This is a genomic window from Rhodococcus sp. USK10, from assembly GCF_019378875.1.
GTDB classification, from domain to species: Bacteria; Actinomycetota; Actinomycetes; order Mycobacteriales; family Mycobacteriaceae; genus Rhodococcus_F; species Rhodococcus_F pseudokoreensis.
On the sequence record NZ_CP076048.1, the window covers coordinates 3,310,964 to 3,337,610 of the forward strand.

Here is a 26,647-nt window from a genome sequence, read left to right on the forward strand (position 1 = left end):
AAACGGACGACACGACGTGTCCGATCGCTCCTACGCGGGCCGCTCGCACCCCACCACCTGCGCGAATGCGAGCAACTCCCGCTCGAGCGCGTCGGGCGCTTCCAGCATCGGATAGTGGCCGCACCCGTCGATCGTGACCAGTCGCGACCGCGTCAGCTGCTCCGAGACCCAGGCAGCACCCCGCGCGGAGTGCACGGGGTCGGCACGTCCCACCACCTGTAGGACCGGCAGGCGAACGTGCGCGAGCGCGTCGATCTGATCGGATTCGAGCATCGAGCGGTAGCACTCGATCGCCGCCCACGACGGCATCTGTAACGACACCCGCATGAGCCACTCGATCGTCGACTCCGTCGGCGGCTGCGCGAACGCACCCGCCAGGTTGGTCCGCCGAGACCCCAGCCGATCGGCGTTCTCTGCGTCGAGGAGACGCGGCAGCACCTCGCTCGCGGGCGCACCGAACGGGAAGTCCGCGCTTCGGCTGGCACGGACCGCATTCGATCCCACCAGCACGAGCCCGGCGATCCGGCCGGAGTCCAGGGCCGCGGCCTTGAACCCCACCTGCCCGGCGAACGAGTGCCCGACCAGTGTCACTCCGTCGAGATCGAGGGTCTCGATCACGTCGAGCAGGTCACGGGCCAGCTGCGGGACGTCGTACCCGTGGCGGGGCTTGTCCGAGCGGCCGTGCCCCCGCTGATCCACACAGATCGCCCGGAAACCCGCGTCGGCCAGCACCCGCACCTGGCGATCCCACACCGAGTGGTCGAGACCGAAACCCGCCACCAGCACGACCGGCGGTCCCTCGCCGAGCTCGTGCACGGCGAGGCGGACACCGCTGCCGACCCCGATCAGTTCCATCAGGCGCCCTCCGCCGCAGTGGCCGAGGCGGCGAGAAGCTCGGCCGTATCCCGGTAGTACGCGCGGATCGCGGTCGCCTTGCCGTTCTCGAATGTCCATTCCTCGACGGCGCCGGACGCGATCGGCGCACCGCCACCCGGCGGGTACCAGTCGAACGACAGCCGCGCGGCAACGCGGTTGCCGCCGTCGACGAGCGCATCGAGGGTCAGTCCGCGGGGGCCGACGTCCACCACACCGCGGGCCATGGCCTGGAACATTGCGCGAAGTCGCCGTGCGCCCTCGACCCGGCCCCCGTAGGGAAGCGACGACGGCATCTCCACGAAGATCGCGTCGTCGAAGCCGGCGTCGGCCAGCTCCCCCAGCCGCTCGGGATCCTGGTCGATGAGCGCGCCGTAGAACGCGCTGACCACCTCGGCCGGTGTGAGTGTGACGTGAGTGCTGTCAGGCATGTCGGTTCCTTTCGCGATTTCCACGAATCATCGGCCGAACTCGGCCACGTACTTCTGGAACGCCGGCTGCGTGACCGACGACGCCTGCGCCCACGACTCGAATTCGAGTACCGACGCCAGGTCGCCGTCCTGGGCGAGCTGAACCGCACGCTTCATGTCCGCGAGCATCCCGCGATCCCGCGTCGAATACCGCTCCGCGAGTTCGAGTGCCGTTGCCACCGGGTCGTCCGCGAGTTCGGTCGCCAAGCCCTCGCGGTACGCCTCGTCCGCTCCGATCGTCTTGGCGCCGAGGATTGTCGCCATCGCACGGTCGGCGCCCATCCTGCGGGTCAGGAACCAGCTGCAGCCACCGCCGGGGTGCAGGCCGATGTCGGCGAACGACACCACGAAGCGTGCTCGTGGACCGGCGACCACGACATCGCAGGCCAGCGCGATGTTGACGCCCGCGCCGACTGCGGCGCCCTGCACCGCCGCGATCGTCGGGATCTTCAGGTCGTGGATCCCGAGGAAACTCGCGTACACCGTCTTGAGTTCGTCGCGGATCTCCGCGGGCGGCCGGGTGGTGTCGCCGAACAGGCTGCCGACGTCGGCGCCCGCGCAGAACGCCCGGCCCGCGCCGGACACGACCAGCGCACTCGCCTCCCGGTCCGCGGCGACGGTGGCGATCGCGGCGGCAAGCTCGTCGAGCATGTCCCGGTCGAGGGCGTTGAGGCGCTCAGGCGCATTGAGTTGGATGTGGCGAACCGGTCCCCGGTTCGTCAGCTCGATCGTCGAGCCCATTACACGATCACACTCCCGGATTCGTCTGCCGGTTCGACCGGCAGCGGTGTCTTACTTCTTTCACAGTTGTTGCCGCCCTGACCGATTCCACGAAGGAGCGGCGCCATCCGACGACCGATCAGGTCGACGGTGCGCTCGACCGTCTTCTCCGGCATGCCTCCGACGGAGGCCCACAGGAAGACGGTGTCGACCGGACAGTCGCCGATCCAGGCGGCGAACCGGGCGGTGAGGTCTTCCGGTGTCCCGAACCAGAATGCGCCCGGTCCGGACAGCGGCCTGTTCCGTCCGGCCGCAGGGTCGTATTCCCGCGGCGGCGGCCCATCGACTCCGCGGGCCATGTGACGTCGATACGAGTTCTGCTGATACGCGATGTACCCGGACATCTCGGACCATTCGCGGTCCGGATCCTCGCTCGGAAGCGCGAAGAACGGACCACCCATGCGCCCGGTGCCGGGGTCGAGCCCCGCGTCGGCGCGTCCCTGCCGGTACGCGGGCATCAGGTCGGGATTCACGAACAGCAAGTTGGCGCCGAGTCGCCCGGCGCGACGCGCGCCGTACTCGCCGCCGCTGCCCAGCCAGATCGGAATCGGCGACTGGACCGGCGCCGGTGTCACCCGCTGCCCGGACCACATCTCCCGCAGTTCGGATACCTGACCCGTCATAGTGGCGAAGCGCGCGTCGCGGTCGGCGCCGTAGAGATCGAACTCGGCCTGCTGATAGCCCGCGCCGAGCCCCAGGTCGAGACGGCCGTCGGAGATCAGATCGACGACCGCCGCCTGCTCTGCCAGTTCGACGGTGGCGTGCAACGGTGCGACGACGAGCGCGGTTCCCACCCGGACGGTGCGAGTGCGCGCGGCGACCGCCGCGGCGAACGTGAGCGCCTGCGGAAGGTAGCCGTCGTCGAACCCGTGGTGTTCGCTGACCCAGATGGAGTCGAGGCCCGAGGCCTCGGCGAACTCGCACATCTCGAGGGTGTGCGCGTAGACGCGGGCCGGGTCGAGTCCCGATCCGTGCGGCACCCGCAGATCGAAATACACCCCGACCTTCATGCCGGTCAGCGGAAGTCCATCCAGTGTCCGTGCGGGGTCCAGCCCATCAGGAACGGGATCTCGATCCGCGCGACCGGACCCGTGGTGATGTCGTACGTGTCGAAGATCAGATACTCGCCCCGGCCCTCGGCCCACCACGACACCGGCACGATGATGTAGCCGTCGCCCTCCGGAGACGTCGGGGTGCGCGGCGCGAACGTCGCCTCCAGCACCGCCGCCGCCTCCGTCGACCGGATCTGGTACACCTGCTCGGACAGCGTCTTCATGTTCGTCACGACCAGGCTGTTCATCGACATGCCGTTGCGCTTGATCACGCCACCGACCTGGAACCCGAAGGTGTAGGGCTTGCCGTAGAACCGCTCGTCGACCTTCGGCAACTCGGACGGGCGGTCGGAGAGCTGCTCGGTCTTCGCGGAGCCGGTCTCGAGGTCGATCGTCCAACGTCCGAGGAAGCTGCGCGAGACCGAGAAGAACAGCGCCACGTCCTCGCCCTCCGCGAAGTCCTCCACGAACGGGAAGGGTGGGCGGTTGAAGATCGGCGCGTCCAGCGTGAGCAGGTTGCCGTCCACGTTGGCCGCCATCGTGTGCATGACGTACTCGGCGGGAATGTCCGTGCTGATCCACCGGACCTCACCCTGGAGGTCGTGGCGCGGGATCAGCCCGATGACGATCGGCAGTTCCCGGTCCCAGCCCCAGACGCCGAGATTCTGCTCGGTGATCTGCTTCTTGTCGGCGGTGAACGGCTGGAACGGCATCACGATCCACTCCGGGGTCAACCAGATATCATGCGCAACAGTGTTGTACGGCGCATCGTGCAGATCCCGCGACTCCACCGCCCCGTCGGGATGGACGATGTGAATCGTCACGTAGGGCGCCTCGTCCCGCCAGTTCCACCCGTACAGGGTGCCGGTGTCGTGGTCCCACTTGGGATGCGCGGTGAACGACGCATCACCGAAGGTGCACTTCTCGTGCAGACCCGGCGACAGCTTCGTCGACCAGGGGACGACGCCCGTCGTCTCCAGCGTGATCGGGTGCAGGGCGATCGGCGGTCCGCCCTGCTCACCGGACGCGAGGATCTGGCCGGCGAACGGGAAGACGTTGATGTTGTTGGTTCCCTGCGGAACACCGGTGGTGTACTGGTCGCGCTTGACGTCGCCGTAGGCGTGATCGCGCCAGTCCCCGAACCCGCCGTCGGTCCACTCGAACAGGGCCCGTCCCGCCTTCTCCTCGGCGAGGAACTTCGGGGTCCGGACCCACCGGTTACGGAAATCCGCCCGACCATTGTCGAAGACGAGACCCTGCACCATGCCGTCCATACTGATCAGCGGATTGTTCCCCTGCTTGGTCGGACGCCGCCACGTCGGGCCCGCTCGATAGAAACCACCCGCGAGCTCCTTGGGGACCTCCCCGTGCGTGACGATGCACTCCTCGACCGTCGCCTCGAAACGCATCGGCTGAAACGGCCCCCGCAACGAATTGCCCTTGGGTAACGGATATCCCATTTTCTTCGTACCTCCGATAGCGACGGCTGGGTGAAAATCCGGCAGCATGTCGCACATTAGCACCGCCCGGACACGAATGGAAACGTTCGTTCACATTGCTCGATTCGAGCACTTGACCTGCATGGACGCACTCGCGCCGGACTCCGGGCGGCGAGACGTTTGCAGGCTGCGTGATACTTATGATACTTCAAATATCATAATATCGTGGGTCGGGTCGGTAGGCAGACGAAAACACGACCGTCACTTCACGCCTGCCCGGAGCATCTCGGTTGCCTCCGGTTCGTCTCGAGCACGGATCACAGACCGGAGGCACTGTAGTGATATTCCCCCGCCGAACGCCTCCCACCTGGCTGATCGTCACGTTGATGGCGCTGTGCGGCACGATCGTCTCGCTCCAGCACACGATTGCGATCCCGATGCTTCCGTCGGTGCCGGAGACCTACGGGGTGAGCACGGACGACGCCTCCTGGCTCGTCACCTCGACCCTGCTCGTCGCCGCGGTCGCCACCCCGGTGGTCACCCGGCTCGCCGACATGGTGGGCCGGCGCCGGATGCTCGTCATCGCCATGTCGGTGATGACCGCAGGCTCGTTCATGGCTCTCCTCGGCACGTTTCCGGCACTCATCGCCGGACGGTCGCTCCAGGGCTTCGCGACGGCGCTCGTGCCCGTCGCGATCAGCATCCTCAGGGACACGCTGCCCCCTGCGAGAATCGGCACCGCGATCGGCGGCCTGAGCGCGACGCTCGGCATCGGGACCACGCTCGGAATCCCGCTCGCGGGGTTCCTGCAAGACATGGCGGGACCACTCACCGTGTTCTGGGTCGCGGGAACCTGCAGTGCGCTGCTGACCGTCGGCGCGCTCCTCATCGTCCCCGACATCGGATCACGGTCACCCGGACGGTTCGACTTCGTCGGCGCGCTGCTGCTGTCGCTGGGACTCGCTGCCTTGCTGCTGACGCTGTCCAAGGGCGGGTCTTGGGGCTGGGCTGGTCCGCGCACCCTCGGCTGTGTTGCCGCAGCCGTCGTCGTCTTCGCGGTATGGGCGCCGCTGCAGTGGCGGGCGCCCAATCCCCTGGTGAACCTGCGGACCGCCGTCCATCGCCCGGTTCTGCTGACCAATCTGGCCGGCATGCTCATCACGTTCGCGATGTTCATCAACACGCTCGCCACGACGCAGCAACTACAACTACCGTCCTGGACCGGTCACGGCTTCGGTCTCACCGCCACCTCCGCAGGCCTCGCGGTCGCGACGACCGCGTTCGCTCAGGTGATGGTCTCGCCGTTCGCCGGCATGCTCATCGACCGCTGGAACGGTCGGGCCGTGCTGCTGATCGGGAGTGTCGTCACCACCGTCGCGTGCGCCGTCCGGCTCGTGGTGCCCGGCACCGTCGTTACGGTCACGGCCATTGCATTCGTGATCGCCGGGGGCACCGCCGTCTCGTTCGCCACACTTCCGGGGCTGGTGATGGCGGCCGCACCGGAATCCGAATCTTCGGCCGCCAACGGCATCAACACCCTCCTCCGTTCCATCGGCGCGTCGCTGGCGAGTGCCACCCTCGCGATGATCCTCGTCTCGCTCAGCATCGACTCCGGATCCGTCCCCGTCCCCACGGCACGAGCGTTCGACGTCGTGTGGGTGGTGGCCGGGATGTGCGCCCTCGTGACCACGGCCCTGGGCGTTCTCCTGCCCCGACGGTTCCCGGCACACACCGAGGTCACAACGATCGATCCTTGCCGGAATGCGCTCGCAGGCAATGAAACGTCCTCACCCGCCTCGAGCAATTCAGCGGTTCCCATTGCGGCGCGACGCGCGCGTAACCTATTCTGATATTTAGAGTTTCAAAATCCGCCGAGTCGCGGAGCCCCTTCCCGTCGCCAGAAGTCAGGAATCCTGTGACCCAAACAACTCCCGCGCCGATGTCCGTCTCGGACCCCGCAGAGGCCGAGTTCCAGCAGTCCCTCGCCGCCGCGCTCGACGATGCCAATCTGCCGACACTGCTGGCGGCGGTCGTGCAGCTCACTGGCAATCTGTCACTTCTCGAAGGCAAATTCCGGCCCACCGCCATGCGCGGGCCGGGCGACCACGACGACGGCGGTATGCCCGACGACGTTCGAGCCGAGCTTCGCACGCTTGCGTTCGACGTCGTACTGGCGCATCGCCGCGGCGAACTGCCGGACGCTCCCACCCTGACACCCGAGCAGGTACTGCACGTCCTCAGCCGGTGCCTGGACGAAGAAGTGCCGAGCGCACAGGGTGGCATGCTCGCCGAGGAACTCGGTGCGCTCTCCCGCGCAACGCCGGTCATCGACACCGCGTCCGGTGAACGGGCACCCCACGTCCTGGTAGTCGGCACCGGCTTCTCGGGACTGTGCGCGGCCATCCGTCTCGACGAGGCCGGTGTGCCGTACACGATCATCGACAAGAACCCGGACGCCGGCGGCACCTGGCACGAGAACGTCTACCCGGGCTGCGGCGTCGACACTCCCGTACACCTCTACTCGTACTCGTTCGCCCAGCGAGCGGATTGGCCCCGGTACTTCGCCAAGCAGTCGGAGGTCGAGGGCTACCTCCTCGACATCGCGACGTCGTACGGCATCCGCAAACAGGTCCAGTTCGGCACCGAACTAGAAGCCGCCGAGTGGATCGAGGACCGGCAGCACTGGCGGGTCACGCTCCGCCGGGCCGACAACTCCACGCACACCGCGGAGTACCCGGTCGTCATCACGGCGGTGGGTCTGCTCAACCGTCCCGCCTACCCGAACCTCGACGGTCTGGACTCCTTCACCGGACCGGTCGTCCACACCGGCGCGTGGGATCCCGGGATCGACCTGGAGAACAAGCGCGTCGCCGTGATCGGAACCGGCGCCTCCGCGATGCAATTGGTGCCCGCCATCGCGGGCACCGCCCGTGAGGTGACCGTCTTTCAGCGCTCGGCGCAGTGGATCATGCCCAATCCCAACACCACTCGCGGCGTGGAGCCGGCCAAGCAGTTCCTCATGGCCGAGTTCCCCGGCTACCTCGCCTGGTACCGGCTACAGCAGGCGTGGAAGTTCGGTGACCGGCTGCACCCGATGCTGCGCATCGATCCGGAATGGCCGCATCAGGACCGGTCGATCAACTCCGAGAACGAGCGCCACCGCAAGTTCCTGACCCGGTACATCGAGCAGAAGCTTGCTGACCGCCCCGAGCTGATCGAGAAGTGCGTCCCCGACTACCCGCCCTACGGCAAGCGTCCGCTGCTCGACCACGGGTGGTTCGACGCCCTTCTCCGTGACGACGTCGCCCTCGTCGACGAGGGTGTGTCCCGCATCGACGGTCAGCGCGTGGTCACCTCGTCCGGCGCCGAGCACGAGGTTGACGTGATCGTGCTGGCCACCGGGTTCCAAACGCTCAACATGCTCGCCCCCATGGAGATTCACGGCCGCGACGGAACGACGTTGCGGGAGAGCTGGGGCGCCGACGACGCGCGGGCCTACCTGGGCATGACCGTGCCCAACTTCCCCAACATATTCATCCTGTACGGCCCCAACACGAATGCGGGCCACGGTGGCAGCCACGTCCTGAGCGTCGAAATGCAGGTCCGCTTCGTGCTGCAGGCGCTCGAGCGGATGGCGAAGCGGAACCTGTCGAGCATCGAATGCCGGCAGGAGGTCTTCGACGCCTACAACGGCGAGATCGACGCTGCGCTGGACGGTTCGATCTGGACCCACTCCGGAATGACGACCTACTACCGCAACAGCAAGGGCCGCATCGTCACCAACACCCCGTGGACGAACGCCGATTACTGGCATCGCACTCGCCGTCTGGTCGCGGACGAGTTCATCGAACGCACGCGCGATCAATGAGCCGCAGCCCCTCATACCTACGAAGACGAAAGGCATCTCGACATGACCGACACCGAACGCACCCGGGTTCTGGTCCTGCAATTCAATGAGGCCCGCGCTCGCAACGACGCCGACGCAATCGCGGCGCTGCTGGCCGAGGACGTCGAATGGCATCCACCCGCCGGCATCCGCCCCCGGCCCTTCCGCGGCCGCGATCGGGTGGCCGCCGCCCTCACCGGGGCGAACACGAGCCGGGTACTTCAGGTCGACACGATCGAGCGCGATGTCGTCGCGGTCGTGGTCGACGGCGAGACCGCAGTCGTCCGGCAGCTCATGCGCGCCACGCGAATCGACGGCGAGACCTACACCAACGACTACTGCTGGATCTACACGTTCCGCGACGGGCTGATCCAGCGGATGGACGAGTACGGCGACACTCTGCTCACTGCGCGCGCCGGTTTCGTCCCGCTGCTGCCACCCGAAGATTCGGCGTCCGACCGGCCGAAGGCCACGAACCTCGTTGCCACCACCCACGACCCCGAAAGGAACTAGGGAATCATGACGACACCTTCCCGTTCCGCCGTGCCCGACTGGTTCGACGCGAGCGAGACCCGGCTCCTGGGCAAGGCGTGCACGCGCTGCCATTCTGTCTTCTTCCCCCCGACCATCGACCGCTGCCGCAACCCGCGGTGCGGCGGCGATGTGCTCGAAACCCACCCTCTGAGCACCCGCGGCCGGATCTGGTCGTGGACACGCAACCACTACAAGCCTCCGGCCCCCTACGTCTCCGGCGATCCGTTCGAGCCCTACACCGTGCTCGCTGTCGAGCTCGAGGAGGACGGCCTGGTCGTACTGGGGCAGCTCAGCCCCGACAGCCCGCCCGCGAACGTCGGCGACACGGTGTCGCTGCGCACCGAGAAGCTGCTGGAGGACGAAGACGGCGTCCAGTTGGTGTGGCGCTGGACCCTCGACAATTCCGAGACCGTGGAGGTCGCATCATGAGTGGAGTAGCCGTTCTCGGGGTGGGTATGCACCCGTGGGGCAAGTTCGGGAAGTCGTTCGTCGAGTACGGCCGGGTAGCTGCTCGTGCAGCCCTCGAGGATGCCGGCATCGACTGGACCGACGTGCAGATGGTCGCCGGCGCGAACACGTGGCGCGGCGGCTATCCCGGCCTGGTCAGCGGCGCGGCATTCGCACAGGAGCTCGGCTGGAACGGAACCCGTCTGAGCAGCTCGTTCGCCGCGTGCGCGTCGGGGGCTCAGGCGATCGGGGCCGCCCGGGCCCACATCCTCGCCGGTCTGTGCGACGTCACCCTGGTGATCGGCGCCGACGTCGCCCCCAAGGGGTTCTTCGGCCCCTTCGGCGGCGGCGATCAGACCGATCCCGACTGGCTGCGGTTCCGGCTTCTCGGCGCCACCAACCCCACCTACTTCGGTCTCTACGCGCAGCGCCGCATCGCGGCGTACGGCGCGAGCGAACGCGATTTCGCGATGGTGAAGGCGAAGAACAGCCGCGCGGGCGCACTCAACCCGAACGCACGGTTCACCAAGGTGGTCACCGAGGACGAGGTGCTGGCGAGCGCGTACGTCGCCGAGCCGCTGCATCTGCTGGACGTGTGCGCCACGAGTGACGGCGCCGCGGCACTGGTCATCACGAGCGAGGACTACGCGCGCCGTAAGCAGCTCGAACGCGGTGGCCGCGCCGTTCGCATATCGGCGCTGTCCACGAACTCGCCGACCTACCCGAACAACGTCATCGAGATGCCCAACTTCGCCACCGACTCGACACTCGCGGTGCCCGCGCCGGACGAGGGTTTCAAGACGTCGCTCGCCAGCTCGGCGTACGCCGAGGCCGGTCTCGGGCCGGACGACCTGAATCTTGCTGAAGTCTACGATCTTTCGACTGCTCTCGAACTCGACTGGTACGAGCACATCGGGCTGTGCGCCGAGGGCGAGGCCGAGAAGATTCTGCACGACGGCGTCACCTCACTGGGCGGACGGGTGCCTGTGAACCCGAGCGGCGGACTCGCGAGCTTCGGCGAAGCCGTACCGGCACAGGCCATCGCCCAGGTCGTGGAACTGACGATCCAGTTGCGCGGCGACGCGGGAGAGCGTCAGGTCCCGAACGCCAATGTCGGCATGTCGATCAACCAGGGTCTCTTCGGTCACGGTTCAGCAGTGATCGTCACCGCCTGACCTTCGGTCCACACGCCTCGACCCCGTTGTACCGATTCTCTATCGGTGCAACGGGGTCGAGGCGTTGTGCGTTCAGCTCACGAGCGGGTCATGCGTCGGTCGGCTGTGCGGCCTTGACCGACGACGGGACCCCGACGACGTCCTGCCAGCGCACACCCGGATCGATCAGTTCCTCCGCCGAACGGATTTCGTCGTAGCGGTAGTCCCCTGCCAGGCCCAGCGGCGTCTCGCCGCGCTGGTTCCGATGTGCGGCATCGAGCATCAGGCGACGCATCCGAATGACGGCGAGGTCGGACGTACCCAGGTGTTCGCGGGTGCGGTCGTAGATCGGGCCCATGCTCTCCTGCACCCCGAGATCCTCAGTCTGATTTCCGGTCATCCCGCTGAAGCTGAATTTGTCGCCGTGCTTCTTCCGGTCCATCGAGTCCCGGTCCTGCCGCCACATGTTCCCCGAGTGGAAGTCCATGTGGAAATCGTCGTCGAGTTCACCCACACCGGACCATTCCAGAATCTTGGCCCGGTAGGGCTCGTCGATGATCTCGTCGCCCTCCCGGGCATGGATGAAGTAGAAGACCGTGTTCTCGTCGTCGACCGGCACGAAGGCCTGCGAAAAGATCCATCCCTCCGGTGCTGAGAACATTGCCCAGTACGGCGCAACGAATTTCGTCGTCCGCACGTACTGCTTGGGCGTTCCGTCCTTCAGTGTCGCGTCCCGGATACCAGCGTACTGAAACCCGTAGGGCAGGTTGTCGATCTCGAGCCGCGGAGCGCCTCCGACGAGGACCTTGTCGAACAGTCCACCGCCGCCGGTGTACTCACCGCCGCCTGCCAACTTGCGCATCAGATCGTTGTGCAGGAAATTCGCATGCGCCGCATCGATGGCACCCTCGATCGCCTGAGCCCAGTTGCACCGCTGCGCCACCCGAATCGTGTAGATCTGCTCGGGCTTGCGAGCGGTCCACTCGAACGCCGGGAACTCCGGCTCGGCCTTCGGGTCACCGAAATACGCCCAGATCAGACCGCCGGCCTCACGCACCGGGTACCCGATGTGCCGGATCTTGTCCTTGAACGTACTGTCCGCCGGCTCCGACGGCGTCTCCACCACCTTGCCATTCCGATCCACCCGCCACCCGTGATACAGACACTGCAGAGCACAATTCTCGTTGCGCGCCAACGCCAACGACGCACCCCGGTGCGGACACGCCTCATCCAGCACCCCGACCTTGCCCTCACTGTCCCGGAACGCCACATACTTGCCGCCGAGAATCTTGATCCGCCGCGGAGCACCGTCCGAGACGACGTCCTCCGACATCAGCACCGGCGCCCAATAGCGGCGCATCAAGACACCCATCGGCGCGTCACCCTCGACGCGAGTCAACAAATCGTTGTCTTCCTTGTTCAGCATGAGCAGTCTCCAAATCGAGTCCGTGGGAGGTGGGTATCAGACACAGGTGAAGTGGACGCCGGCGACGTCGAACTGCTCCTTCACGACGATGTCGCTCGGGAGCTTCACTTCGACGGCGCAGATTCCCTCGTGCAGCTTGTCCTTCGTCGTGGTGAAGCGCACGACCTGGCCGGTCTCGAGCAGGTGGACGTGCGCCTCGTCGTCCGAGACCGTTTCCACCCTGGCGTCCAGGGCCAATGCCCATTTCTCGGCGGCGCGGTGTGCATCCAGCATCCGCACCTCCATGGAGACGATCCCACCTTCGGGATGCTCGGGAACCCTTCCGGACCAGGCCGGACCTCCCCACCTCCACGATTCGTACGGCGTCGCCCAGTCGACCGACACCATCGCTCCCGGCACATCCTTCGGGTGCAGCATGTTCGCGCCCTGGTCGAACAACTTGAGCTCCGCGATGATCCGCACCCCCAGCTCGTCCAATCTGGCTCGGGCACGGTCGTTGTCCGGAACCTGGAACACCGCCATGTATCCGGCATCGCCGCCGCGTTCCTCGGCGTATCTCCGAACGGGACCGTCCTCGTAGGGCGAGCAGATCTCGAGGAACGAGTTGCCCAGGCTGAAAACGGCATTGTGCGTCGAGAACTGGTTCGCCAGATCGTCGTTGAAGGGCTTCGGCAACCGCAGAGCTTGCTGCACCGTGTCGACCGTGCCCGCCAGATCGGCGGTCACCACCGCGACATGCCTGAGACGAATGTGAGTCATATGAAACCTACCGATCTTGATCGTTGTAGTCGCGCAATGAAGTCCAGGCCGGGGCCGTGTCCCGGGCTCCACTCCGCGGTGCCAGATTCTTCGCCGTTCTCTACACGGTTCGCGTTGCCGCAGGCGCCTCGCCACGCGAACCGACGGTCTCCTGCCAGCGCACGCCGGGTTCGATCAGGTCTTCTCCCGGGCGGATCTCGCCGTACAGGAAACCGCCACCCAGAGCGATGGGCGTTTCACCGCGCTTGTTGCGGCGTGCGGCATCGAGCATCAGGCGACGCATCCGAATGACGGCCAGATCGGACGTACCCAGGTGCTCACGCGTGCGATCCTCGATCGGGCCCATGCTCTCCTGCACCCCGAGATCCTCGGTCTGATTTCCGGTCATGCCGCTGAAGCTGAATTTGTCGCCGTGCTTCTTGCGGTCCATCAGGTCCCGGTCCTGCCGCCACATGTTCCCCGAGTGGAAATCCATGTGGAAGTTTTCGTCGAGTTCGCCGACGCCGGACCATTCCAGAATCTTGGCGCGGTAGTCGGGCGAGATGTTCTCGTCGTCGAGTCGGGCGTGGATGAAGTAGAAGATGGTGTTCTCGTCGTCGACCGGCACGAACACCTGATTGAAAGCCCACCCCTCGGGCGCGGAGAAAAGGGCCCAGTTCGGAGCGACGAACTGGGTGGTCCGCACGTATTGCATCGGCCTGCCCTCCGACACCGCATTGCGGACGGCTGCGTATTGGAAGCCGTAGGGCAGATTCTGGATCTCCAGTTTGGGGGCACCGTCCACGAGCGTCAGATTTTGCAGGCCACCCCCACCGGTGTAGTCGCCACCGCCGGCTAATCGGCGCATCAAGTCGTTGTGCAGAAAATTCGCATGCGCCGCATCGATGGCACCCTCGATCGCCTGAGCCCAGTTGCACCGCTGCGCCACCCGAATCGTGTAGATCTGCTCGGGCTTGCGAGCGGTCCACTCGAACGCCGGGAACTCCGGCTCGGCCTTCGGGTCACCGAAATACGCCCAGATCAGACCGCCGGCCTCACGCACCGGGTACCCGATGTGCCGGATCTTGTCCTTGAACGTGCTGTCCGCCGGCTCCGACGGCGTCTCCACCACCTTGCCGGTCCGATCCACCCGCCACCCGTGATACAGGCACTGCAAGGCGCAATTCTCGTTGCGCGCCAACGCCAACGACGCACCCCGGTGCGGGCACGCCTCGTTCAGCACCCCGACCTTGCCCTCCGTGTCCCGGAACGCCACGTACTTGCCGCCGAGAATCTTGATCCGCCGCGGAGCACCGTCCGAGATGACGTCCTCCGACATCAGCACCGGCGTCCAGTACTGACGCATCAAGACACCCATCGGCGCGTCACCCTCGACGCGAGTCAACAAATCGTTGTCTTCCTTGTTCAGCATGAGTTCACTCCCACACACGTTTGTCGATGTCGCCCGGACATGGGTCCCGGCCTTGCCTTCACCGCCCACTCAGCGAGCGCGGAGAGCCTTCAGACCCGTGTACACGCCTTCGTCCACACAGATCGGGTCCACACCCTCCGGGGAGACGAATGCCCCGTCCTCGATCCCCATCACGAAGTAGCACGGCACCGACGACGTCTCCCCCTCGTGGAAGTTGAGTGGTGCAGTCCACCCGTCGAGGGTCTCGTCGACGAGACCGTAGAGGCCGTTGCGCACATCGGCCGGCGTCGACTGCGGTCCCACCCCGCCGCCTTCGGCTGCGGCCTTGAACAACTCGAGTCCCGCCCAGACGAGCGCGGCGGGCTGCTGGAACAGTTCCGAACCGCGAAGGTCGGGGGCGAAGGTGTCGATGGCGTCGAGGAAGGTCCGGACCCCCGGGACGGACTCGTCCTGCCACGGCGCGATGGCCGATGCCATGAGTCGACCATCGAAATTCGGGTCCTGCGTCCACGCATCCGAGGAGCCGCCGGCGGAGGAGACGGTGGTCGGTGTGTACCCCTGCTGGGCACAACTCGACAGCACGCGTGTCTGTACGGGTCCCGAGTTGAGGATCATGAGGGCGTCCACTCCCTCGTCGCGCATCTGCAGGCACTGCGCCGTGTAGTTGGGGGCGGTCGACGAGACGGGCGCCGAGACGATCGCCATACCCAGGCCGTCGACGATCTTTTCGGCGACGCCCGCGGAGTCCTTGCAGGCCGGTGAATCGGAGCAGTACAGGAAGCCGAGTTTTTCGGCTCCCTGCGCCTTGGCGAGGGAATAGGCACCGTATTCCTGCAGCGTCAACGACGCACCGGTCGAGAAGAAGTCGGGGCTGGTCTCGTACGGTGTGGAGAAGGTGAGCCCACCCACGACGGGGACCTTCTTGTCCGCGAGGTAGTTCACCCACGAGGAGCTGACCAGACTCGCTTCACCGGAGATGGCCATGACCTTGTCGTTCTCGACCAACTCCTTCACGGCCTGGAGCGAGCGGGCGGCGTCGAGTCCGTCGTCCTTGAGAATGACCTCGACCGGGTGGCCGTTGATCCCGCCGGAGGCATTCACCGATTTGGCCCATGCCTCGGCGACGTCCGCCGTCCGGCCGAGGGCATGGGACTGTGCCCCGGAACAGCTGCACACGAATCCGATACGAATCGGGTCCCCGGTCACCGTGCTCGCCGGTTCCTCGGCTTGGCCACATCCGGCGACCAGGGCGATCAGCGCGGCCCCGGCGATCGGGGCCAGCTTCCTCCACAAATTCATGACGTTCCTTCCAGGATTCCAATGAAACTGCGGCCCAGCACATTCACGCTTGCTGACATATCGGGAACCGGATCGACGGGAAGGAGCTGGAGACGAGCCACCCCCGGTCGATTTCCAATTACGAGAACTATCGACTCAAAACTGTGATGTGACCCACTACACACGACCGGAGGTGGGGATGTCAACATGTGGAGGGCCGGAATTCGCAACCCGATCGACTTCGACGGTTGCGCAACAAAGGATTACGGAAGGACTGCCCGATTCACAGCACGTGCATCGTGTCAGATCGTGGTGGCGACGAACAGCGACTCCGCTCGCGCGCACTCGGTGTCGCCGTTCCGCAACGTGCCCCGGAGGAAGCGCTTGCGCCCCTCTTCCCGCTCGAACGCGGCCTCGAGTATCAGGGTGGTGTCGAGCGGTGTGACCGACAGGTACGACACGTTGAGATAGGCTGTGCGCGAACGTGAGCGTTCCCACGACGCCAGTGACCCGAGCACGTCGTCGAAGATCAGCGGGATCGTGCCGCCGTGTGCCACACCGCCCACACCGTTGAAGAATCGCCCGAATCGCACCTGGGCGACCACGCTGTCGTGATCCCGTTCGACCACCTCGAACCACGGTGTCATCGATTGGCCGCGGCTCGGCACGTCGCGGCGGTTCGAGAAGTCGCGCCGGACGTCGGGCACCTGGTGCGCCGCGAGCGACGACGCACCTGTCGCGAGCAGGGTTGTCAGCTGTTCCGCTTCGGCAACCGGAAGGGCCGCGCCTGCGAGCAGGTCCTGGAAGCGTCGCATCTCGGCGATGAGACGATCGAAGACCGGTGCCGGGAGGATCGGCGATTCGGTCCTCCCGGCGATCTCCCGATCGGGTTGTACCTCGCTAGTCGGCATCGGGAACAAGCATTCCGTCGACAGTCGGGCCCGCGTGCACGAACACGAGTTCGTCTGCACCCCACGTCATCGTGTGGTCGTCGGTGGTGAAGTCCCAGTCCACGGGCCCGATGTACTTCTCCCGGATCTCGGCCGGAACCCTGCCGCTCTCGAGTGCGTCCGCGAGATCCGCGGCCTCGTTGCTCTCGCTGGCCTCGTACGCCCCCCACGCGAGGATCAGATCGTTGTACGTGAACCCCGGGGTCACGAGGCTCACACCGATCGGCTGGTCGGTGTGGTTGCCCAGTGCCTGGCGGAACGCGGCGAACGTGTCGCTCTGCGCACTCGGCTGCCCCTCGACCGCGAAGGCGTAGCAGTGGAGTTGGACGTCCGCCCACTGCTCGGGTTGGGCGATGGTGGCGAAGTCGGTTGCGCACGTCTCGCTGCTGCCGAAGATCGGCTTGTCCCATCCGGCGGTCCGGGCACTCGAGAGGTAGACGCCGGTGATCGGCCCGGCTCCCGCGAGGAACAGTGCGTCCGGCTGCTGCGCGGCGAGCTTGAGCATCGTGGGTGTGACGTCGACCGATGTCGGCGCCACCAGTTCCGAGACTACCGAGATCCCGTGCTCGCTACCTGCCTTCTCCATCGCGGCCAAGCTCAGTCGTGCGCTCGTCGTGTCTGCCCCGATGTACGCGACCTTGTGGTACCCCTCGGATTGGAAGTGCTCGATGACGCGTGCGTTCACTTCCATGAACGTCGTCCCGGAACCGAATGCGTACGGGAACTTCTCGGGATCGTTCGCATCGGTGGCACCACCGACGTGGATGGTCAGGATCTGGTTCGCGGTGGCGAGAGGCAGGACGGCCATCACCTCCTGGCTCGTCAGACCCGGCATGAGCATGTCCGGCCTGCCGTCGTCGGTCAGGTACGTCTGTAGCCGTTCGACGCCGGTCGCGGCGTCACCGGCGTTGTCCTCGGCGTCCACGACTACCGTGCGGCCGTCGATGCCGCCCTTGTCGTTGATGATGTCAGCCGCGGCCTCGAGCCCCGCGACCTGGAGAGATCCGAGGGAGCTCAGTGGCCCGCTCAGCGGGGCCAGGGCAAGCACGTGGAATGCGGACCCGTCGTTGCCCGCACCCGCACCGGCACTGCAACCGGTCAACACGAGAGCGGTACACGACAGCCCGGCCAGGCCGGTGAGCCATCGGCGGGTGGCGGTGCGATTCATCGATTCCTACTTTCCTTGTGGCCCGGGGTACGACGTGGCCCGGGGTACGACGTGGCCCGGGGTACGACGCTTCGACGTGGGCCTCACGCGAGGCCCACCGGCGACGGCCTCAGACGAGAAAATCCGAAGTGATCCGATCGGGGGTCATCTCCTCGGCCGAACCCGCGAACGTCACCCTCCCCCGATCGAGGACGACGACGTCGTCGGCGATCCCGTCGAGGAGCATGTCGACGAGTTGGTCGACGAGCACGACGGCGAGACCGCGGTCCCGTACGGACTTGATCACGTCCAGGACCTGGGCGAAGGCAACCGGGGACAGGCCTGACGACGGCTCGTCGACGAGCAGCACCCGGGGTTGACCGGCGATCGCCTGCGCGATGGCGAGCAGTTGCTGCTGCCCACCGCTCAGGGCCCCGGCCACGCGGGCACGCATCTCGTGCAGGAGCGGGAAGTCCTCGAACACGTCGTCCAGCAGTCGCCGCCGGTCGGCCGACGACACCCGGGGCAGTCCGAGCAGGAGATTCTCGTCGACTCGCAGGTCTCCGAAGATCCGCCGACCCTCCTGGACCAGGCTGATCCCGGAACGTGCCCGCTTCCACGCAGGCGAGCCGGAGAGATCCTTTCCGTCCAGCACCACCGAACCCGCGCTGATCGGAAGCGACCCGGCGATTCCGTTGAGCAGCGACGTCTTCCCGGCGCCGTTGCGCCCCACAAGAACCGTGACCCTTCCGGGCGAGGCGGTCAGTCCGGCATCCCACACGGCCGTCATGTCGCCGTAGGCGACCTTGACGCCGGTCACCTCGAGTCGCCCACCGCGAATCTCATCGGACATCCTGCGCTCCTTGCGGATCGAACGTCTCGGGCATTGCCACGGTCAGCGGACGACCCAGGTAACTCTCGATCACCTGGGGAGAGTTTCGCACCGCCTCGGGATCACCTGACGCGATGACCTTCCCGAGGTGCATCGCGAACACTGTGTCGGCCAACGACATCACGAATGGCACGTTGTGTTCGATGAGGACGATCGTTGCGCCGAGTTTCCGGAGCGACTGCAACAGGCGCGTCAGATCGTTCAGCGCGGTCTCGTCGAGGCCCGCGGCGGGTTCGTCGAGCAGGATCACCTTGGGCGCACCGACCGCGGCACGGAGGACCTCGAGCAGGCGACGCGTGCCCAGGGGAAGCGTGGCCGCTTCCTGATCCGCGAGGTGATCGAGCCCGACGAGTGCGATCAACGCTTCGGCTCGGTCGGTCTCCTCACGCCGCGCGCGTCGGTAGGACGGCAGGCGGAGGATTGCGGTCGCGGGACGAAATCGGCCCGTGCGCAGCATTCCGGAAGCGACGATCTCCCGGATGCTCATCTCGTCGGGAATCGCCGGGGTCTGGAACGCACGGGATATGCCCGACCGGGCCGCGGCAGCGGCTGTGAGGCGAGAGATCGACGTGCCGTCGACCTCGATCACTCCCGACTCCGGCCGGATGAACCCCGAGATCGCGTTGAGCAGAGTCGTCTTCCCCGCGCCGTTGCTGCCGATGATCGCGGTGATCATGCCCGGCTCGGCGACGACACCGGCCCCGTCGAGCGCGGCCACGCCGCCGAAGTGCTTCGTCACACCACTCGCCGACAGCGTGCCCCCGCTCAAGTCCGGTAGCACCACGTCCGCGCGCTGTGGCACGGCAAGTTTCCGGCTTCCCGGCACACCAACCAGCATCCGTTTCGTCAGCATCGACAGGTAGCCCGCGATGCCGTGCGAGAACAGCACGGCGACAATGACCAGGAATGCACCGAAGATCGCCATCGAGTACACCTCGAACGAGGAGATGCGGTCCGGGACGATCACGAGAATCGCCGCACCGATCACCGAACCGTAGATGCTGCGTGTTCCGCCGAGGACCGAGGCCGCCAGAACCGCCAGAAGCATCGACAGGTTGAACGGGGCCGGTGAAATGTATCCGGCGAGGTACGCATAGAGCACTCCGCCCATCGCGGCGGGAATCGAGCCCACGACATACGAACTCAGCTTCATCGTGGTGGCCGAGTGACCCAGAGATTCCACGAGGCGCGGGTTCTCCCGGAACGATCTCAATGCGACGCCGTAGCCGGAGAGAATCAGGTTGCGGAAGATGACGAGCCACAATCCGACCACCACGACGGTGGCGGTGTAGAGTTCGCCGGTCGTCAGCGGGACGCCGAGGAACGTGGGCGGGGATATCAACTTGCCCTCCAGCCCGCCGGTGTGGTCCCGCAGGGCTACCACGACGGACGGCAACAACATGATCAGGAAGAACGACGTCAGACCGAGCGACCACTTGCTGAGCCGAAGACCGGGCAGGCCGGTGACCAGACCCAGCAGGGCACCCGCAACACAGCCGACGACGAGATTGACGACGAGATCGTCGATCCCGTTGATGCCCAAGATCATCGCGCTGTACGCCCCGGCCGCCATCACGGCAACCTGACCCAGCGCGAGTTCACCGCCGAACCCGAAGCTGAGGTTAATGCCTGCCGTGACGAGGCAATAGACGCCGATCAGGATGATCTGGCGCTCGGACAGCATCGAGAAGCCGAGCGCGGGGAGGAGCAGGACGACGAGCCACAACACGACGGGTACGGTCCAGCCGTACTTGACGATGCGCTCCATGGGTCGATTTCTCCTAGTTCAGATGAGCCGGAGTTGACGTGTCCCGAACAGCCCTGTCGGGCGGATCAGCAGCGTCAGGAGAAGGAGGGCGAACGCGAAGATCAGTGAGTATTCCGCGCCGATGTAGCGGGCCGTGTACGCCTGCAGGAGGCCGACGATCAGCCCGCCGACGAGGCACCCGTGGAAGCTGCCGATTCCCCCCACCGCAAATGCGACGAAGGCGTAGACCAGGAGCTGGATCCCGAGGTCGAACGAGGAGTGGATCTTCGTGGCGGCCAGGATGCCCAGCGCACTCCCCAGTGCGCCGGCGAGCATCAGCACCTGAGCCCGGCCGCGGGCGCCGTTGATGCCCCTGAGCATCGCCGATGTGGAGTCGATGGTCACGGCCCGGCCCTCGAGCCCCCATCGGCTCCGGCGGGTCAGGGTGTGCAGGGCCAGGATGCCGGCCACCGCGGCGAAGACGAGGACGATGTCGACCACGGCGAGTCGTCCGCCGAGGAGGTCGATACCCCGGTCCAGCCCGAAGACCGAAACCCGGTGCCCGTCGGTTCCGTACGTCGCGAAGGCGATCCCCTCGAGGACGAAGGCGACGCCGACCGTGGTGATCAAGATGCCGTCACCGCCCCTCGAGATGACCGGCCTCACGGCGACCAGTTCGGTCACGTAGCCGAGTACGGCGCCGACCAATAGGCAGATCGGCACCAGCAGGACGGCGGAGATTTGCGGTCCCCGGGAAACGAATTCGTACGAGACGAAAGCTCCGACCATCACGGTCTGCGGCGCAGCGAAATTGAATACCCCGGATTGCGCCATTCCGATGTTGAACAGCGCCGCGACGAGGGCGTACAGAGCGCCGATCGCCAAGGCCGACCACAGCAACGTCACGTGCAATCCTTTCGCCGTGCCCCGTCGGAAACACCACATCGTCCCGGGACCGTGGCGTGAGCTCCGCCACATAGTTTAGAGCCTATTGGTCTCACATCTAAGACACAAGAGCATTCTCGTCAAATTGACTTTGCCCCAGTTGATTACACGAACAGTGCGGTCGGGTCCGATCCTGGGATCGGCCCCGACCGCGGTTCAGCCGACGAGAATCGCCTGCCGCGAGAGACTCTCATCCGTGACGACATCACCCAAGGCGTCGAACACCCGGTCCGAGTGGAGCTCGGTTGTCCCCCAGGCATTGAGCAGGCTCCAGATCCGCATCAGGTACAGGTGGAGATCGGCTTCCATCGTGTACCCGATGGCGCCGTGGCACTGCAGGGCTGCCTTGGCCGTTGTGCGGGCAGCCTTGTTCGCCATCACCTTCGCCATCGAACAGACGCGACGGGAGTCGTCGGCGCCCGTCGCCATCGACCAGGCAGCCGCCTCCGCTACCGGGCGGGCCATCTCGACCGCGATGTGCGCATTCGCCATGTGATGTTTGACCGCCTGGAAGGTCCCGACCGGGGCACCGAATTGTCTTCTGCTCGACGTGTATTCGACGGTGATCTCGATTGCCCTTGCGGACAGTCCGAGCAGGAACGAGGCCGTCGTCAGCGCTGCACGGTCCTCCGCGTGCGCGATGTGGGCGGCCACGCCGGGACCCTGCGCGAGGACCTCGGCCGCGTCGATCCGCGACCGGTCCAGGCGTCCGACCATCCGGGACGAGTCCATCGATTCCCGCGGTTCGATGCCGTCCAGGTCGACGAGCCGGATGCGATCCGATTCCAGCACGAGCGCGTGTCCGGCGCCGAGATAGGGAACGACGTCAGAGACGGTCGCAGTGAGGCCTCCGCCCATCACTGCGGAATCCGCGAGCCGGTCCGGAGCCAGTGCGGCGAGCAGCGGGACGGCGACGGCAGCGTGCTCGACGATCGGCCCGGGCACGGCGGCCCGGCCCAACTCCTCGAACGCCGACGTCAGCTCCAGTTCGCTACCACCGCCACCGAGTTCCTCCGGTGCGAGCAGCGTCAGGAGGCCGAGCCCGTCGAGCCCGTCCCACAGGGCCGCAGGCGCCCGTCCGGTGGCCCATGCCGCCCGGACCACGTCGGGCCGGCACTCCCGTGACACAAAACTTCTCGTCGCCTCCGCGAAGGCGATCTGTTCCTCGGTCGGTGCGAAACGCATGTCAGCTCCTCGGCATTCCAAGTACACGCTCAGCGACGATGTTGCGCTGAATCTCGTTGGTTCCTGCAAAGATCGGCGTTGCCATCGACGTGATGAACCCGTGCCACCACTTTCCGTCGATCTCGGCACCGTCACCGAGCAGGTCGAGCGCCGTCTCGTGCATGTGCACGTCCATCTCCGACCAGAACACCTTGTTGCCGCTCGATTCGGCTCCGACCTTGCCGCCCTCCGCTATCCGGGTGACGGTCTTCATCGAGTTGTATCGGTAGGCCTGGGCCGAAATCCACGCGTCGACGACGTCCCGCTTCAGGGTCGACGAAGGCCCGTCGGCGGAGGCGTACAGATCGACGAGATTCTGGGCCGCAGCCATGAACCGGCCGGGCGAGCGCAGGATGAGACCACGCTCGGACCCCGTCGTCGCCATCGCGACCTTCCATCCGTTACCGACCCCGCCGAGCACATCGGAGTCGGGAACGAACACGTCGTCGAAGAAGATCTCGCCGAACCCGGTCTCGTTGCCCAGCTTCTGCACCGGACGAACCGTGACGCCGGGGGCGTCCAGATCGATCAGCAGGTACGACAGGCCGCGGTGGCGCGTGGACTCGGGATCCGTGCGGACCAGCGCGAAGAGACGGTTGCAGAACGGGGCGCGCGTGCTCCAGGTCTTCTGACCGTTGACCCGCCAACCGCCGGCCGCCTCGTCCCTGTCCGCCCGAACCCGCACAGCGGCCAGGTCGCTGCCCGCCTCGGGTTCCGACCAGCCCTGCGCCCACATGTCCTCGACCCCCGCGATGCGGGGCAGCAGTTCCGCCTTCTGCGCGTCCGTGCCGAACTCGAACAAGGACGGCGCCAGGAGGAACAGCCCGTTCTGTGCGGCCCGCGGGCCCAGGCCCGCCGCGAAGTACTCCTCCTCGAAGATCATCCACTCCCACAGGCCGAGACCGCGGCCGCCGTACTCCGCAGGCCAGGACACCGCAGCCCACCCGGCCTCGAAGAGAGTCCGCTCCCACTCCCGGTTGAGAGCGAAGCCGCGCTCGGTATCGGGGGACGGCAACCGTTCGGCCGGACGATTCGTCCGCAGCCAGTCGCGGGCCTCCATCCGAAATTCGTGGTCGGTCGAGGATTCCTCGAGATTCATTTTGCCACCTTGGATTTGAATTGGTTACGGGTCAGGAGTGCGATCGGGGTTCGACCAACTCGAACGGGACACCCAGCGTCGACGACGGGTCGAGGCGACGGATCCGCTCCCCGTCCGCATTCGTCGAGGTGACACCCGTGACACCACGATCGGCGAGCACCGTCTCCATGTGGTCGAGGTCGCCGACTTCGAGGACGATGGCGTGCGGCCCCGGACCCCACGCCCGATGGAACGCGCCGAACTCGGAGTCCGGGCGCGGTTGGCACAGTTCGAGCGCCGCACTGAGCGGATTCCCCAACTCGTAGGTCGCGCTGACCCCGTACTCGTGCGTGCCGACCGAGGTGGCCACCAGGCCGAGGTTCGCGTCGAGTGCCCGCACCGCGGCGTCGACGTCGTCGACCAGAAACCGCCGGGCCCTGATCCTGCGCACACCTGGGCCGTCACCGGCACCGTCCTCGGCGGGTACGGCGGGCACACCGGAACTCGAGGTGGGGACGACCTCGATCCACAGACCGGCGTCCACGTCGGCGTCGTACCCCAGTGGGTCGTCGGCGGTGACGCCGACCCACACCCGGGGGAAGTCGAAGTCCTCGCTCACCGGGGTGACCCGGTGCCGCACATCGTTCGCCCGGAGGTGCTTCATCACTGCCTCGACGTCGCCGGCGAGTACTGTCGCGTGCGTGCGGACCGGGCGGTTGCCCTGGGCGTCGATGCGATCCTCCACGTAGTCGTGTGGCGCGGTCCGTGGGCGGGCACCGATCAGTTCGATACGGGTCGGCGCCGACCGCAGCGACGGTTGCATCCGCAACCACGCCGCCCGGAATCCGTGGCCCTCCGGTTCGAGGAAGGCATTCGGCCTCGGTGCCGGCAGGCCCAGTAGTTCCACGAGGGTCGCGGCCGCTCCGTCCGGATCGTCGGTCACGATGTCGGCGGACACAAGTGCGTCGTACAAGGACTCGACCTCCTTTCATATCGACGTCTTTATATTGAGACAGCTTATGCCATAAATGTTTCCTGCGGAACTCCCCGTGTCAATTCATTCCGGATCGCACCAGCTCGCACACGCGGAGAAGAGTTGAGCGGAAAGCGCTCTCGGTAAGCACGCTCGGGCACTGGTACCGTTCCGCGCCAGCAACTAAGCTGGCGAACATCGAATTGCTGCCCGACCGCCGGTGTCGAACATGTGGCGGCTCTGCCGAGCAAGAGCGGGGCGCACCTCAGACCTTGCCGATACCAGGAGAGTACGTATGACTCGAACAACGACAGGTAGCCGTTCCGGCGATCGGACGGTTCCTGCGAAACGTCCGGTCGGGCGCCCGAAACTGCGGATAGACCCAGACGAGGTCGCTGCCGTCGCCATTCGACTCTACGACGAGCACGGCTTCGACGCCGTGTCCATCGAGGCCGTCGCAGAAGGGCTGGACGTGTCCCGCGCGACCCTGTACCGGACCGTGCGCTCCCTGGACGAGCTGCACAACATCCTCCTCGAACGCATTCTGTCGACGGTCGAGAACAGGGCAGGCAAGATTCTGAGCGCACACGACGAGCCGGGAACCGCGCTGATCGCCCTCATCCGTTTCCAGATCGACGCGTCCGTCCGGATGAGGAACTACGTGGGCGTCTACTTCGGCTGGGGGCTGTCCCCCGAGGTATACGACAAGTGGCGCTCGTGGGCGGGCGGGTACGAGCAACTCTGGACCGAGGCGGTCAAGAGCGCGGTCGAAGCCGGCTACCTCGAGAGCGACGACGTCAGGACCACCACGCGGTTGATCCTGGGCATGGTCAACTGGGTGTCGCGCTGGTACAGCTCGGCGAGCGGACCGACACCGGACGACATCGCGAACTCGGCCATCAAACTCGTGCTCCCCAACTGGAGCGGGCCGACACCCGATTCCTCCGATTCCTGACCGCCCGGAACGGGGAAGGGCCCTCGATACCAGCGGAAATCCGGTGGTATCGAGGGCCCTCTGCTAGGCAGCCTGCTCAGTAGGAATGCGCGCCCGCATCGATACTGATGTGCTCGGACGTAATCTTCTTCGAATCGTCCGACACCAGGAAGAGCACCAGGTCCGCGATGTCGTCGACATCGATTCGGCGGTCCGGCAGGAATGCCGTCGCCATCAGACCCAGCGGAGGATTGGTCTCCTCCACCTGAGCAATTCGCTGCTGCATGTCACCCGAGCCCATCGGGGTTTCGACAGCGCCCGGATGGATGCTGTTCACCCGGATATTGTGCTTGCCCAATTCGGCAGCGAAGGCGCGCGCCATCCCGGTGACCGCATGCTTGCTGGCCGTGTAAGGAACCATGAACGGCTGAATCTTGACCCCAGCGTACGAACTGGTCATGACGATCGAACCGCCGCCCGCATCGACGAGGTGCTTGGCACCCGCCATCACGGTGTGCCAGACCCCCGTGACATTGATGTCCATCGTGTCACGGAACTCCTCCGGCGTCGTCGCGTCCCACGTGTTCGGGATACAGATACCCGCATTGGCGACGATTCCGTCCAACCGGCCGAACTCCTCCACACCCCGGTCGACCAGCGAGGTCATGAAGCCCAGATCACGGACATCGCCCTGCTCGATCAGCGCCCGGCGCCCGGTCGCCTCGACCAGCGAACGCGTCTCCTTCAAATCCTCGAGCGTCGCCGAATCGTACGGAACACCGGGCAGGTGATCGGCGACGTCGATCCCGATGACGTCAGCGCCCTCCTGGGCCGCGCGAACCGCGATCGCCCTGCCCTGACCGCGGGCGACGCCGGTCACGAAAACAACTTTTCCTTGCAAGCGCTGACTCATCAAATATTCTCCATAATTCTCGAATTCATTTCGGTCGGTCAAGCAGAGTGACCGGTCGCGCACCGCGGGACGGCGAATTACAGGCGCACCGCGCCCAGACTGACCTCGTCGTCGGACTCGATGGCGATACCGAAGAGCCGCAGCGGAACACCGACCCGCAACTCGAACTCCTTCGCCTCCCGGACCGCTTCGAAGTCAGCAGGGCTGATGCCGATGCTCTGGATGTCGAGGCCGGCATCGCGAGCCGCCGCGATAGCGGTACGGGCGTTGTCGAGCAGCACCGCCAGAGAGACATCCTGCGTGATGCCCTGATTCACGACCTGCATTTCACTCAC

The 26,647-nt window shown here is 66.1% G+C and carries 25 protein-coding genes; 6 read left to right on the forward strand and 19 right to left on the reverse strand.

What is annotated here, in order from left to right:
• Positions 1–30: 30 nt before the first annotated feature.
• Genes I1A62_RS22260 through I1A62_RS22280 form a run of 5 tightly spaced genes read right to left on the reverse strand, consistent with a single transcriptional unit; the run spans position 31 to position 4,635 of the window.
• Positions 31–855 carry an alpha/beta fold hydrolase gene (locus I1A62_RS22260; RefSeq protein ID WP_219459831.1) on the reverse strand — a complete coding sequence of 275 codons (825 nt, stop codon included), beginning with the start codon at positions 853–855 and terminating at the stop codon, positions 31–33.
• Positions 855–1,304 (reverse strand): nuclear transport factor 2 family protein, encoded by a 450-nt coding sequence (locus I1A62_RS22265; RefSeq protein ID WP_219459833.1) that lies wholly within the window; start codon positions 1,302–1,304, stop codon positions 855–857. The genes I1A62_RS22260 and I1A62_RS22265 overlap by 1 nt, the downstream gene beginning before the upstream one ends.
• A gap of 27 nt (positions 1,305–1,331) precedes the next feature.
• On the reverse strand, positions 1,332–2,084 hold the full coding sequence (locus I1A62_RS22270; RefSeq protein ID WP_160097143.1) for an enoyl-CoA hydratase: 753 nt from the start codon (positions 2,082–2,084) through the stop codon (positions 1,332–1,334).
• Complete coding sequence (locus tag I1A62_RS22275) at positions 2,084–3,133, reverse strand: LLM class flavin-dependent oxidoreductase (protein ID WP_219459834.1); 1,050 nt, start codon at positions 3,131–3,133, stop codon at positions 2,084–2,086. Before I1A62_RS22275 ends, I1A62_RS22270 begins: the two co-directional genes overlap by 1 nt.
• Positions 3,134–3,138: 5 nt before the next feature.
• Positions 3,139–4,635: a carotenoid oxygenase family protein gene (locus tag I1A62_RS22280; protein WP_219459803.1), complete on the reverse strand. Its 1,497-nt coding sequence runs from the start codon at positions 4,633–4,635 to the stop codon at positions 3,139–3,141.
• A 317-nt stretch (positions 4,636–4,952) separates the two neighbouring features.
• Between I1A62_RS22280 and I1A62_RS22285 the strand changes: the two genes are divergently transcribed.
• The 5 genes from I1A62_RS22285 (at position 4,953) to I1A62_RS22305 (ending at position 10,656) form a co-directional block, all read left to right on the forward strand.
• Positions 4,953–6,464, forward strand: coding sequence for an MFS transporter (locus I1A62_RS22285; RefSeq protein ID WP_219459836.1), 1,512 nt, complete (start codon positions 4,953–4,955; stop codon positions 6,462–6,464).
• 65 nt (positions 6,465–6,529) lie between these two features.
• Positions 6,530–8,482: an NAD(P)/FAD-dependent oxidoreductase gene (locus I1A62_RS22290; RefSeq protein WP_219459838.1), complete on the forward strand. Its 1,953-nt coding sequence runs from the start codon at positions 6,530–6,532 to the stop codon at positions 8,480–8,482.
• Positions 8,483–8,524: 42 nt separating this feature from the next.
• Positions 8,525–9,013 (forward strand): nuclear transport factor 2 family protein, encoded by a 489-nt coding sequence (locus I1A62_RS22295; protein ID WP_219459840.1) that lies wholly within the window; start codon positions 8,525–8,527, stop codon positions 9,011–9,013.
• A 6-nt stretch (positions 9,014–9,019) separates the two neighbouring features.
• A complete protein-coding gene (locus I1A62_RS22300) occupies positions 9,020–9,463 on the forward strand; it encodes a Zn-ribbon domain-containing OB-fold protein (RefSeq protein WP_219459841.1) in 444 nt (147 codons plus the stop codon).
• The gene (locus I1A62_RS22305) at positions 9,460–10,656 is read left to right on the forward strand and encodes a lipid-transfer protein (protein WP_219459843.1); all 1,197 of its coding nucleotides are present in this window, start codon (positions 9,460–9,462) and stop codon (positions 10,654–10,656) included. The genes I1A62_RS22300 and I1A62_RS22305 overlap by 4 nt, the downstream gene beginning before the upstream one ends.
• A gap of 88 nt (positions 10,657–10,744) precedes the next feature.
• Here I1A62_RS22305 and I1A62_RS22310 read toward each other — a convergent pair whose 3' ends face one another.
• The 12 genes from I1A62_RS22310 to I1A62_RS22365 all read right to left on the reverse strand — a co-directional run bounded on the left by I1A62_RS22310 (position 10,745) and on the right by I1A62_RS22365 (position 24,465).
• Positions 10,745–12,061, reverse strand: coding sequence for a Rieske 2Fe-2S domain-containing protein (locus I1A62_RS22310; RefSeq protein ID WP_219459845.1), 1,317 nt, complete (start codon positions 12,059–12,061; stop codon positions 10,745–10,747).
• 36 nt (positions 12,062–12,097) lie between these two features.
• Entirely contained in the window at positions 12,098–12,820 is a 723-nt protein-coding gene (locus tag I1A62_RS22315) for a VOC family protein (protein ID WP_219459847.1), read from the reverse strand.
• 100 nt (positions 12,821–12,920) lie between these two features.
• The gene (locus tag I1A62_RS22320; RefSeq protein ID WP_219459848.1) at positions 12,921–14,231 is read right to left on the reverse strand and encodes a Rieske 2Fe-2S domain-containing protein; all 1,311 of its coding nucleotides are present in this window, start codon (positions 14,229–14,231) and stop codon (positions 12,921–12,923) included.
• 69 nt (positions 14,232–14,300) lie between these two features.
• Positions 14,301–15,530 carry an ABC transporter substrate-binding protein gene (locus I1A62_RS22325; protein ID WP_219459850.1) on the reverse strand — a complete coding sequence of 410 codons (1,230 nt, stop codon included), beginning with the start codon at positions 15,528–15,530 and terminating at the stop codon, positions 14,301–14,303.
• Between the two features lie 281 nt (positions 15,531–15,811).
• Positions 15,812–16,420: a PaaI family thioesterase gene (locus I1A62_RS22330; RefSeq protein ID WP_219459852.1), complete on the reverse strand. Its 609-nt coding sequence runs from the start codon at positions 16,418–16,420 to the stop codon at positions 15,812–15,814.
• Positions 16,410–17,627 carry an ABC transporter substrate-binding protein gene (locus I1A62_RS22335; protein ID WP_219459854.1) on the reverse strand — a complete coding sequence of 406 codons (1,218 nt, stop codon included), beginning with the start codon at positions 17,625–17,627 and terminating at the stop codon, positions 16,410–16,412. Before I1A62_RS22335 ends, I1A62_RS22330 begins: the two co-directional genes overlap by 11 nt.
• Positions 17,628–17,736: 109 nt before the next feature.
• Entirely contained in the window at positions 17,737–18,459 is a 723-nt protein-coding gene (locus I1A62_RS22340; RefSeq protein WP_219459855.1) for an ABC transporter ATP-binding protein, read from the reverse strand.
• Positions 18,449–20,266 (reverse strand): ATP-binding cassette domain-containing protein, encoded by a 1,818-nt coding sequence (locus I1A62_RS22345; RefSeq protein WP_219459858.1) that lies wholly within the window; start codon positions 20,264–20,266, stop codon positions 18,449–18,451. Before I1A62_RS22345 ends, I1A62_RS22340 begins: the two co-directional genes overlap by 11 nt.
• 18 nt (positions 20,267–20,284) lie before the next feature.
• Positions 20,285–21,151, reverse strand: coding sequence for a branched-chain amino acid ABC transporter permease (locus I1A62_RS22350; protein WP_219459860.1), 867 nt, complete (start codon positions 21,149–21,151; stop codon positions 20,285–20,287).
• 195 nt (positions 21,152–21,346) lie between these two features.
• Positions 21,347–22,375, reverse strand: coding sequence for an acyl-CoA dehydrogenase family protein (locus I1A62_RS22355; protein WP_219459873.1), 1,029 nt, complete (start codon positions 22,373–22,375; stop codon positions 21,347–21,349).
• A gap of 1 nt (position 22,376) precedes the next feature.
• Positions 22,377–23,513 (reverse strand): acyl-CoA dehydrogenase family protein, encoded by a 1,137-nt coding sequence (locus tag I1A62_RS22360; RefSeq protein ID WP_218272591.1) that lies wholly within the window; start codon positions 23,511–23,513, stop codon positions 22,377–22,379.
• Positions 23,514–23,544: 31 nt separating this feature from the next.
• On the reverse strand, positions 23,545–24,465 hold the full coding sequence (locus I1A62_RS22365) for a VOC family protein (RefSeq protein WP_219459876.1): 921 nt from the start codon (positions 24,463–24,465) through the stop codon (positions 23,545–23,547).
• Between the two features lie 295 nt (positions 24,466–24,760).
• Between I1A62_RS22365 and I1A62_RS22370 the strand changes: the two genes are divergently transcribed.
• Entirely contained in the window at positions 24,761–25,420 is a 660-nt protein-coding gene (locus tag I1A62_RS22370; RefSeq protein WP_219459877.1) for a TetR/AcrR family transcriptional regulator, read from the forward strand.
• 76 nt (positions 25,421–25,496) lie between these two features.
• Here the strand turns inward: I1A62_RS22370 and I1A62_RS22375 are convergent, their stop codons facing one another.
• Together I1A62_RS22375 and I1A62_RS22380 are read right to left on the reverse strand one after the other, a co-directional pair.
• Positions 25,497–26,312 (reverse strand): mycofactocin-coupled SDR family oxidoreductase, encoded by an 816-nt coding sequence (locus tag I1A62_RS22375; protein WP_219461338.1) that lies wholly within the window; start codon positions 26,310–26,312, stop codon positions 25,497–25,499.
• A 77-nt stretch (positions 26,313–26,389) separates the two neighbouring features.
• A complete protein-coding gene (locus I1A62_RS22380) occupies positions 26,390–26,638 on the reverse strand; it encodes a hypothetical protein (RefSeq protein WP_218272598.1) in 249 nt (82 codons plus the stop codon).
• Between the last annotated feature and the right edge of the window lie 9 nt (positions 26,639–26,647).

Excerpts from the sequence above, each read along its gene's own strand:
- I1A62_RS22300 (WP_219459841.1), top strand. The coding sequence starts at position 9,020 with ATGACGACACCTTCCCGTTCCGCCGTGCCCGACTGGTTCGACGCGAGC.
- I1A62_RS22330 (WP_219459852.1), bottom strand. The coding sequence starts at position 16,420 with ATGCCGACTAGCGAGGTACAACCCGATCGGGAGATCGCCGGGAGGACC.
- I1A62_RS22335 (WP_219459854.1), bottom strand. The coding sequence starts at position 17,627 with ATGAATCGCACCGCCACCCGCCGATGGCTCACCGGCCTGGCCGGGCTG.
- I1A62_RS22370 (WP_219459877.1), top strand. The coding sequence starts at position 24,761 with ATGACTCGAACAACGACAGGTAGCCGTTCCGGCGATCGGACGGTTCCT.
- I1A62_RS22375 (WP_219461338.1), bottom strand. The coding sequence starts at position 26,312 with ATGAGTCAGCGCTTGCAAGGAAAAGTTGTTTTCGTGACCGGCGTCGCC.
- I1A62_RS22275 (WP_219459834.1), bottom strand. The coding sequence starts at position 3,133 with ATGAAGGTCGGGGTGTATTTCGATCTGCGGGTGCCGCACGGATCGGGA.
- I1A62_RS22315 (WP_219459847.1), bottom strand. The coding sequence starts at position 12,820 with ATGACTCACATTCGTCTCAGGCATGTCGCGGTGGTGACCGCCGATCTG.
- I1A62_RS22310 (WP_219459845.1), bottom strand. The coding sequence starts at position 12,061 with ATGCTGAACAAGGAAGACAACGATTTGTTGACTCGCGTCGAGGGTGAC.
- I1A62_RS22380 (WP_218272598.1), bottom strand. The coding sequence starts at position 26,638 with ATGCAGGTCGTGAATCAGGGCATCACGCAGGATGTCTCTCTGGCGGTG.
- I1A62_RS22260 (WP_219459831.1), bottom strand. The coding sequence starts at position 855 with ATGGAACTGATCGGGGTCGGCAGCGGTGTCCGCCTCGCCGTGCACGAG.
- I1A62_RS22325 (WP_219459850.1), bottom strand. The coding sequence starts at position 15,530 with ATGAATTTGTGGAGGAAGCTGGCCCCGATCGCCGGGGCCGCGCTGATC.
- I1A62_RS22340 (WP_219459855.1), bottom strand. The coding sequence starts at position 18,459 with ATGTCCGATGAGATTCGCGGTGGGCGACTCGAGGTGACCGGCGTCAAG.
- I1A62_RS22270 (WP_160097143.1), bottom strand. The coding sequence starts at position 2,084 with ATGGGCTCGACGATCGAGCTGACGAACCGGGGACCGGTTCGCCACATC.
- I1A62_RS22295 (WP_219459840.1), top strand. The coding sequence starts at position 8,525 with ATGACCGACACCGAACGCACCCGGGTTCTGGTCCTGCAATTCAATGAG.
- I1A62_RS22345 (WP_219459858.1), bottom strand. The coding sequence starts at position 20,266 with ATGGAGCGCATCGTCAAGTACGGCTGGACCGTACCCGTCGTGTTGTGG.
- I1A62_RS22305 (WP_219459843.1), top strand. The coding sequence starts at position 9,460 with ATGAGTGGAGTAGCCGTTCTCGGGGTGGGTATGCACCCGTGGGGCAAG.
- I1A62_RS22265 (WP_219459833.1), bottom strand. The coding sequence starts at position 1,304 with ATGCCTGACAGCACTCACGTCACACTCACACCGGCCGAGGTGGTCAGC.
- I1A62_RS22320 (WP_219459848.1), bottom strand. The coding sequence starts at position 14,231 with ATGCTGAACAAGGAAGACAACGATTTGTTGACTCGCGTCGAGGGTGAC.
- I1A62_RS22280 (WP_219459803.1), bottom strand. The coding sequence starts at position 4,635 with ATGGGATATCCGTTACCCAAGGGCAATTCGTTGCGGGGGCCGTTTCAG.
- I1A62_RS22360 (WP_218272591.1), bottom strand. The coding sequence starts at position 23,513 with ATGAATCTCGAGGAATCCTCGACCGACCACGAATTTCGGATGGAGGCC.
- I1A62_RS22355 (WP_219459873.1), bottom strand. The coding sequence starts at position 22,375 with ATGCGTTTCGCACCGACCGAGGAACAGATCGCCTTCGCGGAGGCGACG.